The organism is Streptomyces sp. IBSBF 2435 (genome assembly GCF_036815005.1).
Lineage (GTDB): Bacteria > Actinomycetota > Actinomycetes > Streptomycetales > Streptomycetaceae > Actinacidiphila.
The window spans coordinates 47831-60407 of record NZ_JAJSYW010000012.1; the positions used below are offsets into that span (position 1 = coordinate 47831).

Consider the following 12577-nt stretch of genomic DNA (forward strand, 5'->3'; position numbering starts at 1 on the left):
TCACGATGACGGACATCATCAGGCTGACCGCCGCGCAGACGGCGGAGAAGATCGCCTCGGGCGAGCTGACCGCGGTCGAGGTCACCGAGGCGCACCTCGCCCGGATCGACGCCGTGGACGAGAAGGTGCACGCCTACCTGCACGTGGACCGCGAGGGAGCCCTCGCGCAGGCCCGTGCGGTGGACGCCAAGCGCGCCGCGGGCGAAGTGCTGGGCCCGCTGGCCGGCGTACCGCTGGCGATGAAGGACATCTTCACCACCGAGGGCGTTCCCACCACGGTCGGTTCGAAGATCCTGGAGGGCTGGATCCCGCCGTACGACTCGACGGTGACCAAGCGGCTCAAGGCCGCCGACGTGGTGATCCTGGGCAAGACCAACATGGACGAGTTCGCCATGGGGTCGTCCACCGAGAACAGCGCGTACGGGCCGACGGGCAACCCCTGGGACCTGACGCGTATCCCCGGCGGCTCCGGCGGCGGCAGCGCCGCGGCGCTCGCGTCGTACCAGGCGCCGCTGGCGCTGGGGACGGACACCGGCGGTTCGATCCGGCAGCCGGCCGCGGTCACGGGCACGGTCGGGGTGAAGCCGACCTACGGCGGGGTGTCCCGCTACGGCATGGTCGCCTTCTCCTCGTCCCTCGACCAGGGCGGCCCCTGCGCCCGTACGGTGCTGGACGCGGCGCTGCTGCACGAGGTGATCGGCGGTCACGACCCGCTGGACTCCACCTCGATCGACGGCCCGGTCCCGCCGGTGGTCGAGGCGGCCCGCAGCGGCGACGTTCGCGGGATGCGGATCGGCGTGATCACGGAGCTGGGCGGCGACGGCTACCAGGCCGGCGTGGTCCAGCGCTTCGAGGAGTCCGTCGAGCTGCTGCGCGAGCTGGGCGCGGAGATCGTGGAGATCTCCTGCCCGTCCTTCGTGTACGCGCTGGCCGCGTACTACCTGATCGCGCCCTCGGAGTGTTCGAGCAACCTGGCCCGCTTCGACGCGATGCGCTACGGCATGCGGGTCGGCGACGACGGGACGAAGTCCGCCGAGGAGGTCACCTCGCTGACCCGCGAGGCCGGTTTCGGCGCCGAGGTCAAGCGCCGGATCATCCTCGGCACGTACGCCCTCAGCTCGGGCTACTACGACGCCTACTACGGCTCGGCGCAGAAGGTCCGGACCCTGATCACCCGGGATTTCGCCCGGGCTTTCGAGACGGTCGACGTGCTGGTCTCGCCGACCACCCCGACCACCGCCTTCCCGCTCGGCGAGCGGGTGGACGACCCGCTGGCGATGTACCTGGTCGACCTGTGCACCATCCCGGTCAACCTCGCGGGCAATGCGGCGATGTCGCTGCCCTGCGGCCTGGCGCCGGAGGACGGTCTACCGGTGGGACTGCAGATCATCGCACCCGCACTCAAGGACGACCGGCTCTACCGGGTCGGCGCCGCCGTCGAGGCCGCCTTCGTGAAGAAGTGGGGCCACCCGCTGCTCGAGGAGGCACCCCAGCTGTGAGCACCAAGGACATGGACAAGGGCAAGAAGAAGAGCAAGGCCGGTACGTACCTGGCGATCGGCAGCACGCTGTTCGCCGCGTTCACCAACGTCAAGAAGGTGCGCACCGCGCGCGGCGAGAACGACACCCTGCAGTTGATCGACGGTCTGATCCGGGTGGCCGCGGTGGCCACCGGAGTGGCTCTGCTGGTCCGCGAGCTGCGCCAGCACGACGACGTCCTGACGGACTGACAGGGCAGGAGGAAGAACGACAGTGACCGTCACGGATCTGCTGTCCTACGAGGACGCGCTCGCGTCCTACGACCCGGTGATGGGCCTTGAGGTCCATGTCGAGCTGGGCACGAGGACGAAGATGTTCTGCGGCTGCTCCACCGAGCTGGGCGCCGAGCCCAACTCGCAGACCTGCCCCACCTGCCTCGGCCTGCCCGGCTCGCTACCGGTGGTCAACGCGATCGGCGTGGAGTCCGCGATCAAGATCGGCCTCGCGCTGAACTGCGAGATCGCCCAGTGGTGCCGCTTCGCGCGGAAGAACTACTTCTACCCGGACATGCCGAAGAACTTCCAGACCTCGCAGTACGACGAGCCGATCGCCTACAACGGCTATCTGGACGTCCAGCTGGAGGACGGCGAGGTCTTCCGGGTGGAGATCGAGCGCGCCCACATGGAGGAGGACACCGGCAAGTCCACCCACGTCGGCGGCGCGACCGGCCGTATCCACGGCGCCTCGCACTCGCTGCTGGACTACAACCGGGCCGGCATCCCGCTGATCGAGATCGTCACCAAGCCGATCGAGGGCGCCGGCGCGCGGGCACCCGAGGTCGCCAAGGCGTACGTCGCCGAGCTGCGCGAGCTGATCAAGGCGCTGGGGGTGTCGGAGGCCCGGATGGAGATGGGCCAGATGCGCTGCGACGTCAACCTGTCGCTGCGCCCGCCGGGCCAGGAGAAGTTCGGCACCCGCAGTGAGACCAAGAACGTCAACTCGCTGCGCAGCGTGGAGCGCGCGGCCAGGTTCGAGATCCAGCGGCACGCCGCGGTGCTGTCCTCGGGCGGCACGATCGTGCAGGAGACCCGGCACTTCCACGAGGAGGACGGCTCGACCACCTCGGGGCGTATCAAGGAGGAGGCCGAGGACTACCGCTACTTCCCCGAGCCCGACCTCGTGCCGGTCGCCCCGTCCCGCGAGTGGGTCGAGGAGCTGCGCGCCGGACTGCCCGAGCTGCCGCGGCTGCGCCGCAAGCGGCTGCAGGAGGACTGGGGCATCGCCGACCACGAGATGCAGTCGGTGCTCAACGCCGGGGCGCTCGACCTGATCCTCGCCACGATCGCGGAGGGCGCGGACGCCGCGTCGGCCCGCAAGTGGTGGATGGGCGAGCTGGCCAGGCACGCCAACGAGACCGGCACCGAGCTGGCCGCGGTGCCGATCACCCCGGCGCAGGTCGCCCGGGTGTCCGCGCTGGTCGCGGCGGGCGACCTCAACGACAAGCTGGCCCGCCAGGTCATCGAGGGTGTGCTGGCTGGCGAGGGCGACCCCGACAAGGTGGTCGACGCGCGCGGCCTCAAGGTCGTCTCCGACGACAGCGCGCTCGGCGCGGCGGTGGACAACGCCATCGCGGCGAACGGCGCGATCGCCGACAAGATCCGCGGCGGCAACCTGGCCGCGGCCGGTGCGCTGATCGGCGCGGTCATGAAGGCCACCCGCGGCCAGGCCGACGCCAAGCGGGTCCGCGAACTGGTCCTGGAGAAGCTGGGCGTCCAGGGCTGACGGCCCCCGCACAGCTGCGCCATAAGGACGGCACCCCCATTCGGGGTGCCGTCCTTATGTGCTTTTTACCCCTTGTGAGGAACGGCACGAAAGTCCCAAAGGATCATTTTCCGCTGGCACAGTGGGGCGAACGTCGAGCACACAGGAGCAGCTGATCCATGGCCGCACTCGCACGGTGGTGTCTGCACCGCCGCATCACCGCCGTGCTGTTGTGGATCGCCGTCCTGGTCGGCCTGACCGCGGCCGCGGGCGCCGCCGGCTCCTCGTACTCCCGGCAGTACGAGGCGCCGGGCACCGAGTCGGGCCACGCCAGCGCCCTGCTGCGGGAGTCCTTTCCCGACCAGGCGGGCGACACCGACACCATCGTCTGGCACACCGACCGCGGCACCGTACGCGCCGCCGCCGTCGAGCAGGCCATGACCCGTGTGCTGGACCACGCCCGCACGCTGCCTGGTGTCGCCTCCGTCGACAGCCCGTACATTGCCGCGGGTGCCGCACAGATCAGCGCCGACGGGCACACCGCGTACGCCACCGTCGGCTACGCCCACGACGCCGACAGCATCCCCCGCTCGCAGGCGCAGGCCCTGGTGGACACCGCCAAGGCGGCGCAAGGCGGCGACCTGCGGGTCGAACTGGGCGGCCAGGCGGTCGGCAGCACCGAGAGCGCCGGCGCCCACCTCAGCGAGATCGTCGGCGTGGCGGTGGCCGCGGTCGTCCTGCTGATCGCCTTCGGCTCCTTCGCCGCCATGCTGCTGCCCATCGCGACCGCGCTGGTCGGCTGCGGGACCGCGTACATGGCGATCGTGCTGCTCGGCCACGCCATGACCGTCGCCGACTTCGCGCCCATGCTGGGCATGCTGGTAGGGCTCGGGGTCGGCATCGACTACGCCCTCTTCATCGTCAGCCGGCACCGCAGAGGCCTCAAACGCGGTCTGGGCGTGACCGAGGCCGCGCAGGAGGCGGTGGTCACCACGGGGAGGGCGGTGGTCTTCGCCGGCGGTACGGTCTGCGTCGCGCTGCTCGGCATGCTGATCCTGCGGCTGGGCTTCCTCAACGGTGTCGCGGTGGCCGCCGCGCTGACCGTCCTGCTCACCGTGGCGGCCTCGATCACCCTGCTGCCCGCGCTGCTCGGGCTGATCGGCCCGCGCGCGCTCAGCCGCAGGGAGCGCAGGGCGCTGGCCGAGCACGGCCCGCGGCCCGAGCCGCCCGCCGGGCTGGCCGCCCGCTGGTCGGCCTTCGTCGAACGGCACCCCCGGCTGCTGGGCGCGCTCGCCGCGGTGGTGATGGTCGTGCTGGCGCTGCCCACCTTCACCCTGCACTTGGGCACCTCCGACCAGGGCAACGGCCCCGCCAAGTCCACCACCCGGCAGGCCTACGACCTGCTCGCCGACGGCTTCGGCCCCGGCACCAACGGCCCGCTCACCCTGGTCGCCACGACCGACGGCGCCCAGTCCCGGCTGGCCCTCGACTACCTGCCCAGCACCCTGCGGGAGATCCCGGGCGTGGCCGCGGTGAGCCCGGTCGAACTGTCCGGCGGCACCGGTGTGATCACCGTCGTCCCGGACAGCGCCCCGGAGTCCCGCGACACCTCGCAGCTGGTAGACCGGCTGCGGGACGAGGTACTGCCCGCCGCGGAGAAGGGCGGCGGCCTCCAGGTCTACGTCGGCGGTCCCACGGCCAGCTACGACGACTTCGCCGGCGTCGTGATCGGCAAGCTCCCGCTCTTCGTCGGCAGCGTCGTGGGCCTGGGCTGCCTCCTGCTGCTGGTCGCCTTCCGCTCGATCGGCATCCCGCTCAAGGCCGCGGCGATGAACATTGCCGCGGTCGCCTCCTCCTTCGGGGTGGTGACCACGATCTTCCAGTGGGGCTGGGGCAGCGAACGGCTGGGCCTGGGCAGAGCGGGCCCGATCGAGCCCTTCCTGCCGGTGATCATGGTCTCGGTGCTTTTCGGGCTGTCCATGGACTACCAGGTCTTCCTGGTCAGCCGGATGTACGAGGAGTGGCGCGAGACCCGCGACAACCGGCGGGCGGTCCGGGTCGGCCTCGCCGAGACCAGCCGGGTCATCAGCTCGGCCGCGGTGATCATGATCGCGGTCTTCCTGGCCTTCGTGCTCAGCGGCGACCGGGTGATCGCGATGTTCGGCATCGGCCTGGCCGCGGCCGTCGCGCTGGACGCCTTCGTGCTGCGTACGCTGCTGGTGCCCGCGCTGATGCACGTCCTGGGCGACGCCAACTGGTGGCTGCCGGGCTGGCTGGACCGGCGGCTGCCGCGGATCAGCATCGAGGCGCCGACCGTGCCCCGCCCCGCGCCCGTACCGCTGCCCGCCGCCGCCATGGCCGAGGCGTCCGCGGGTCAGGGGATGAGCGTCGGGTCGGCGAAGACCCCCACCCCGCAGTCCAGGCCGTTGTCCGACGCCCACTCCAACCGCAGCCTCAGCACTCCGGAGACGTTGAGCACCGGGTGAAACGGCGGGCCGACGGTCGCCCGCTCGCGGAAGACCCGTCTGCCGTCCGCCCACATGGTGAAGGTCATCCCGACGTTCGGGCTGTTGTCGTCCATGCCGACCACCACGTCGAGCTTCTTGTACAGCTTGCCGAGGTTGTACTCGGCGTAGCCGTTGTCGCAGTCGGTGGTGTGCAGCACGTCGTCGTACTGCACCCCGTTGATCGCCGCGGTGCCGCGCTCGACCGTCTCGTAGCTCTCGTCGGTCGGCGTGTGGTCGGCCAGCGACCCCCTGGCCGCGGAGCCGGCCGGCGGCGCCGCGCCGGTCGCCGGGCCGCCGGACGAGGGCTGCGAGGCGGAATCGCCGGGGGAGTCCCGGGCCGACGTGCCGCCCTTGCCGCCGCCCGACAGCGCCACCCCCGCGAAGGCGCCGCCCCCCACCAGCACCGCCGCCACGACCGCCGCCAGCACGATCCGCGCGGTACGCCCCGGCCGCCGCTTGCCCGGCGCGTCCTGACGGGTGCTCTGCGGCGGCCCCCCTGGCGGCCCGACCGGCACCGGCGAGCGGAAGACCGGGGGCGGGGCGTGCACGGGCGGCGGCGGCACGGGCGGCGGTACGTACGCGGGCGCGGTCGGCAGCGGCGGGCGGGTCGCCGACACCACGTACGAGCGCAGCTCGCGCACCCAGCCGGTCAGCGAGGCCGGCCGCGCGTCCGGGTCCGCCGCGAAGATCGCCGCGACCCGGCCGGCCTGCCCCGCGTCCAGCCCGTCCAGCGCGGGCAGCGCCAGTAACGCCGCCCGCAGCGTCTCCGGCACGGGCGCCGGCGGCTTGCCGCTGAGCAGGAAGTACGCAATGGCGCCGAAGGCGTAGCGGTCGGTGGCCGGGCTCCTGGTGCCCTCGAAGACCTCGGGCGCCGCGAAGCCCGGGGTGAACCACACCTCGGCCGTGCGGTGGTCGGCGGCCAGCTTGCTCAGGCCGAAGTCCACGAGGGTCGCCTGGCCGTGCCCGTCGACCATCACATTGCCCGGGGACAGGTCGCCGTGCACCACCCGCCGGCCCGAGGGGGTGGCCGCGCCGCTGTGCAGCCAGTCCAGCACCTCCGCGAGCTGTGCGAGGCAGCGCACCGCCTCCCGGCGCTCCTCGGCCGTCTCCAGCGTCCGCTCGGCCCGCCAGTCCCGCAGGTCGAGGCCCTGCACATGGTTCATGACCAGATACAGCGCCCGGCCGCCGGTGGCCGGCGGCTGCCCGCCCGGGTGCGCGGACGGCCCCTCGAAGTGCTCCCTGATCCCGACGACGCCGGGCCGGTGCACGAAGCGCAGCAGTTCCGCCTGCTCGCGCCATTTCGCGCTGACGCGCGCGAAGAGGTCCGGCGCGAGGGCGTGCTGCGCGTCGAGCGTCTTGACCACGACCGGCTCGGTCGCGCCGCCGAGTTCCAGCTCGGCGAGATAGAGCACGGCCTCGCCGCCGCGGCCGATGGACCGCAGCAGGCGGTATCGGTCCGGCTCGCCGTCAGGCCCGATGTACAGACCGGTCCCCACGAAGTCCCTCCCCCGGGGAGTGCCGATTCCCCTGCGTCCAGCCCGACGTGATTCTTCCGCCCTTGCCACTCCCCAGCAAACACCCCCTGCGGGGTGCGCGGACGAACTCCGGCGGCTGCCCCCTGCGGCGCGTGCTTGTCTGCGGCAACGACGGCGCGGGAGGGGAGACCGCCTTAGGGGAGGGCGCCGACCGGGCGGTGGCTGGGGCGGCGGGCCGCACCGCCTAAGTACCCGGGGGCCGGAAGTTCGGGAAGGTGCCCGATGCGGCGGGGCCGCCTGGGAGACGAAGCTAAGTGCATCGGAAGAACCGTCACCAAGGAGAACACGATGTTCGCGTACGAAATGCAGCAGGTCCGCCAGGCCGAACTCCGGCGCAGCGCCGACGAATGGCGACTGGCCCAGCAGGCCAGGGCGGCCCGCGTCGAGCGGCGCGCCCCCGCCCGCCGCGCCACGGCCGGATCGGCCGTACGCACGGACCAGGAGGCCGCGGAAAGTACCGCCCGCGGCAGGCGGCACACGTTGCGCCCGCACAGCGCGGCATGACCACCGAGGCGGTGGCGGCCCCGCCCGGGGCCGCCGCACCGCACGAGGCCCGGCGAGTAACCGGTGTCGCATCCGGGGCGAGGCGTGAAATGCTCGGAAGCGTGCAAACCCAGTCGCTCAGCCCCGTGTTCATCGGCCGGGACGCCGAGCTGGCACGGCTCGCCTCGGTGCTGGCCGCCGCGGACGCGGGCGAGTCCCAGGCGGCGCTGATCGGCGGCGAGGCGGGCGTCGGCAAGACCCGGCTCACCGAGGAGTTCCTGGCCGCCGCCCGCGCGGCCGGAGCGGTGACCGCCGTCGGCGGCTGCGTGGAGATCGGTGCGGACGGCCTCCCCTTCGCACCGGTCTCCGCCGTGCTGCGCGACCTGTACCGCACGCTCGGCCCCGAGCTGACCGCCGCCGCGGCCGGTCAGCAGGCCGAGCTGGCCCGACTCCTCCCGGAGCTGGCCGGCCCGGACAGCGTCCGGCGCGAACCGCACGACGAGGACGGCAGGGCGCGGCTGTTCGAGCTGACCGCCCGGCTGCTGGAACGCCTCGGCGCCGACCGTACGGTCGTGGTGGTCCTGGAGGACCTGCACTGGGCCGACCGCTCCACCCGGGAGCTGCTGGCGTATCTCTTCCGGTCGCTCCAGCGCTGCCGGGTGGTGGTCGCCGCCACCTATCGCGCCGACGACATCCATCGCAGGCACCCGCTGCGGCCCTTCCTGGCCGAGACCGACCGGCTGCGCAGGGTGGAGCGCTTGGAGCTGTCGCGGTTCAGCCGCGCCGAGGTCCGCAGCCAGCTGGCCTCGATCATGGCGGACGAGCCGGACGAGGCGGTGGTCGACCAGGTCTTCGCGCGCTCCGACGGCAATCCGTTCTTCGTCGAGGAGCTGGCCTGCAGCTTGCACCGGGGCTGTACGAGCGGGCTCAGCGACTCGCTGCGCGACCTGCTGCTGGTCCGGGTCGAGGCGCTGTCGGAGGACGCCCAGCGGGTGGCGAAATTCGTCGCCGAGGGCGGCAACACCGTGGAATACCGTCTGCTGGCCGCCATCACGGGCCTGCCGGAGGACGATCTGCTGGACGCGCTGCGTACGGCGGTCGGCGCCGCCATCCTGCTGCCCACCGACACCGGCGACGGCTACCGCTTCCGGCACTCGCTGGTACGCGAGGCGGTCGGCGACGACCTGCTGCCCGGCGAGCGCAGCCGTATCAACCGGCGGTACGCCGAGGCGGTCGAGGCCGACCGGACACTCGTCCCCGCCGACGAGCGGGCGACCCGGCTGGCCAGCTACTGGTATGCCGCGCACGACCCGGCCAGGGCGCTGCCCGCCGTGCTGAGCGCCGCAGTCGAGGCCAGGCACCGGCACGCCTACGCCGAGCAGTACCGGCTGCTGGAACGCGCGCTCGAACTGTGGGACGACGCCCCCGAGGACATACGCGCCGAGCTGCGGCCCACCGACTACACCGAGGCGTACCCGCCCTGCGACTGCCAGCCGGGCACCCCGCTGGACTTCGTCGACCTGCTGGCCGAAGTCACCGTCGCCGCCCGGCTCAGCGGCGAGCGCGAACGCTCCTTCGCCATGTCCAAGCGGGCGCTGCGGCTGATGGAGCGCAGCGGCAGCCCCGACCCGCTGCGGGCCGCCTGGTTCTGGGCGCAGCGCTCCCGGGTCACCGAGGTGCTGGGCCGCGGCGACGGCTGGGAGGAGCTGTCCAGGGCCCGCGAACTGGTCCGCGGTCTGCCGCCGTCCGCCACGCACGCGGAAGTCCTGGCGATGGTCGCCGGCTGGATCATGATCCACAAGTCCGGCGCGGAAGGCATGGCCATCGCGGGGCACGCCGTCCAGCTGGCCAGGACCGCGGCCGCCCGCGACACCGAACTGCACGCCCGCGTCACCCTCGGCCTGCTCCAGGCCGACAGCGGCGACGTCGAGGGCGGTATCGCCGGCGTGGAGGAAGTACGGCGGCTGGTCAGCGACCAGCGCGCACCGCTGATCATCTCCCGGACCTACGGCAATCTGTCGTCCGTGCTGGAAAGCGCGGGCCGCTCCGAGGAGGCGGTACGCGTCAGCCGCGAGGGCCTGGCGCTCATCGGCGACCAGGTGGCCAACGCCACCAGGGCGTGGCTGCTCACCAACGAGGGCGAGTCGCTGTTCACGCTCGCCCGCTACGAGGACGCCGCAGCCCGGCTGTCCGCCGCCCGGCGGGTGGTCGAGGGGCCGCTGCTGTGCGCGGGCGTGGAGATGTACCAGGGCTTCCTGGCGCTCGCCGTCGGCGACACCGAGGCCGCCGCCGTTTACCACGCCGCAGCCGCCGAGGGCTTCCGCTACGACACCCAGCCGCAGCACCGGATCCCGATCCGCGGCCTCGCACTCCGGCTCGCCGTCGCCCAGGGCCGCTACGGCGAGGCCCGGCGCGAACTGCTGGCCGCGGTGGACGCCGGATTCCCGATCGGCACCGCCCGCTACGCCTGGCCGATCGTCGCCTGGGGCGCAGCCGCCGAGGCCGACGGGCCGTGGCCTGTCACCGGCGACCCCGCCCGCGGCCAGGTGCTGGAGCGGATCAGGACCGCCGCCCGCGAACTGCCCCGCCCCACACCGCTCTACGCGGCCTACGCGCTGCTCGTCGAGGCGGAGCTGGCCCGGGCGGAGGGGCGGCACGAACCCGAGCTGTGGGCTGCCGCGGAGGCCGCCTTCGCCAAGGAGGAGCGGCCCGCGGAGCTGGCCGGCGTCCGCTACCGGCACGCGGAGGCGCTGCTCGCCCGCGGGCCGGACACCCGCGAGCTGGCGGGCTGCCTGCTCGCCCAGGCGTACGGCGTCGCCGCCGAGGCCGGGGCGAGGCCGCTCGCCGCGGAGGTCGCGGCGCTGGCTCAGCGGGCCCGGCTGCCGCTCGACGAGCCCGTCGACCCGGCCGCGCCGGCCGCCCCCGCGGATCCCGTCGACCCGGCCGACTCCCTCGGCCTGACGGCCCGCGAACGGGACGTGCTGCGGCTGGTCGCGGACGGCCGTACGAACCGGCAGATCGCGGAGGAGCTCTTCATCTCGCCCAAGACGGCGAGTGTGCATGTCTCGAACATCCTGGCCAAGCTCACGGTCTCGACCCGCGGCGAAGCGGCTGCCCTGGCCCACCGCCTCCACCTCTTCGCTCCCGCGACCTGACCCATTCCCCGGGCGGTGAGCCGTCCGCGCGATTCCCCGCACCCCCGGCGTCGCCCCTTGCGGTGCTTGCTTACCTGCAGTGCTTGCTTACCTGCGGCGCCGTTTTGGCTGGCCGCGAAGTTCCCCGCGCCCCTGGGGGGTGCCACTTGCGGTGGCGTTCGCAAGTGCGGTGCGCCGTGGCTGTTCGCGCAGTTCCCCGCGCCCCTTTGGGCCACGTTTCCTCTGCCGCAGAGGGTGAGTTCCTGCGGATGGGCGCCGGTGTCGCCGCAGAGGGCAACCATCAGGGGCGCGGGGAACTGCGCGGGCAACCGCGGCGGCGGGAGAGTGGCGACGCCACCGCGTGGCACACCCTGAGGGGTGCGGGGAGTGCGCGACGAGCACTCACCGGGCAGCAGGTGCGGGGTCAGCTCACGGTGAGCTGAAGGATCCGGTCGTCACCGGGCTTGGGCGTCCCACGCCCGTCCGTGTTGCTCGTGCTCAACGTAATCGTGTGGTCATCGACCGCCACCACCGTCCGCAACCGCCCATACGTACCCGTGAAGAACGCCTGCGGCGCCGCAGCCGCCCTGGTGCCGTCGAGCGGAATGCGCCAGAGCCGTTCGCCCTTGAGCGCGGCCATCCAGATGGAGCCCGCCGCGTAGGCGATACCGCTGGGGGAGGCCTGGTCGGTGTGCCACTGGGCGACGGGGTCGACGTAACCGGCCCGGTGCGCGACGCCCTCCACCACGGGCCAGCCGTAATTCCTGCCCGGCTCGATGAGATTCAGCTCGTCCCAGGTGTCCTGGCCGAATTCGGACGCCCAGAGCCGGCCTTGCGGGTCCCAGGCGAGGCCCTGCACATTGCGGTGGCCGGGGGAGTAGACGAGGGACCCGGGAAAGGGGTTGTCCTTGGGCGCCTGGCCGTCGGGCGTCATGCGCAGGATCTTGCCGCCCAGCGAGGACATGTTCTGGGCGAGCCCGCGCTGGCCGGTCTCGCCGGTTCCGGCGTAGAGCATGCCGTCCGGGCCGAAGGCGATCCGCCCGCCGTTGTGGATGGAGCCGGTCGGGATGCCCCGCAGAATCGTGTCGGGCGCCCCGAGCTGGTCGCCTGCGGCCCGCGTGGGGTCGAACAGCAGCCGGGCGATGCGGTTGTCGGACTCGGTGCTGAAGTAGGCGTAGAGCAGGTGGTCGGTGCCGAAGTCCGGCGAGAGGGCGAGGCCGAGCAGGCCCGCCTCGCCGCCCTGCGTGTGGGTGACCCCGGGGATGGTGCCGACCGCGGCGGACGTCTTCTTGGCGGGGTCGACCCGGGTGATCTTCCCGGTGTCCCGGGAGGCGACCAGCAGTGTGTTGTCGGCGAGCTGCACCACGCCCCAGGGTGAGGCGAGTCCGGTGGCGAGCGTGCCGGTGACCTTCGCGGTGCCCTTGGCGGGCGCGGCGGAGGCGGACGGGGTGGCGGCCGTCGTCGAGGTGGACGGCGCGGCCGGGGCGCCCGAAGTGTGCGACGCGGTGGCGGTGGTGGGCAGCGGCGTCGCAGGCCCGTTGCTGCTGGAGCAGCCCGCGACCAGCACCGCTGCCACCGCGACCCCCGCGGCACCCCGTACCGCTCCCTGTGCGTTCACCGTCAGACCTCGCAACCCAGCCAGCTCCTTCTTCCACCCCAAGCACATCACACCCCCGCCC

Annotated in this window: 8 protein-coding genes; 6 read left to right on the forward strand and 2 right to left on the reverse strand. The window is 73.0% G+C overall.

Annotated features, from left to right (window positions below):
* Positions 1-5 precede the first annotated feature (5 nt).
* The 4 genes from gatA to V7E46_RS04445 all read left to right on the forward strand — a co-directional run bounded on the left by gatA (position 6) and on the right by V7E46_RS04445 (position 5725).
* On the forward strand, positions 6-1499 hold the full coding sequence (gene gatA / locus V7E46_RS04430) for an Asp-tRNA(Asn)/Glu-tRNA(Gln) amidotransferase subunit GatA (RefSeq protein ID WP_333767173.1): 1494 nt from the start codon (positions 6-8) through the stop codon (positions 1497-1499).
* Between the two features lie 11 nt (positions 1500-1510).
* Positions 1511-1729: a hypothetical protein gene (locus V7E46_RS04435; RefSeq protein ID WP_333767180.1), complete on the forward strand. Its 219-nt coding sequence runs from the start codon at positions 1511-1513 to the stop codon at positions 1727-1729.
* A 22-nt stretch (positions 1730-1751) separates the two neighbouring features.
* On the forward strand, positions 1752-3260 hold the full coding sequence (gene gatB, locus V7E46_RS04440; RefSeq protein WP_333767174.1) for an Asp-tRNA(Asn)/Glu-tRNA(Gln) amidotransferase subunit GatB: 1509 nt from the start codon (positions 1752-1754) through the stop codon (positions 3258-3260).
* Between the two features lie 158 nt (positions 3261-3418).
* Positions 3419-5725 (forward strand): MMPL family transporter, encoded by a 2307-nt coding sequence (locus V7E46_RS04445; RefSeq protein ID WP_333767175.1) that lies wholly within the window; start codon positions 3419-3421, stop codon positions 5723-5725.
* Here the strand turns inward: V7E46_RS04445 and V7E46_RS04450 are convergent.
* On the reverse strand, positions 5614-7242 hold the full coding sequence (locus V7E46_RS04450) for a protein kinase domain-containing protein (protein WP_333767176.1): 1629 nt from the start codon (positions 7240-7242) through the stop codon (positions 5614-5616). The two genes, V7E46_RS04445 and V7E46_RS04450, sit on opposite strands and share 112 nt — an antisense overlap.
* Before the next feature lie 327 nt (positions 7243-7569).
* Here V7E46_RS04450 and V7E46_RS04455 point away from each other — a divergent pair, with 327 nt between their 5' ends.
* Both V7E46_RS04455 and V7E46_RS04460 read left to right on the forward strand, forming a co-directional pair.
* Entirely contained in the window at positions 7570-7785 is a 216-nt protein-coding gene (locus V7E46_RS04455) for a hypothetical protein (RefSeq protein ID WP_333767177.1), read from the forward strand.
* A gap of 89 nt (positions 7786-7874) precedes the next feature.
* A complete protein-coding gene (locus V7E46_RS04460) occupies positions 7875-10919 on the forward strand; it encodes a helix-turn-helix transcriptional regulator (RefSeq protein ID WP_333767178.1) in 3045 nt (1014 codons plus the stop codon).
* 403 nt (positions 10920-11322) lie between these two features.
* Here V7E46_RS04460 and V7E46_RS04465 read toward each other — a convergent pair whose 3' ends face one another.
* Positions 11323-12516, reverse strand: a complete 1194-nt coding sequence (locus V7E46_RS04465) for a PQQ-dependent sugar dehydrogenase (protein ID WP_333767179.1) — start codon at positions 12514-12516, stop codon at positions 11323-11325.
* Between the last annotated feature and the right edge of the window lie 61 nt (positions 12517-12577).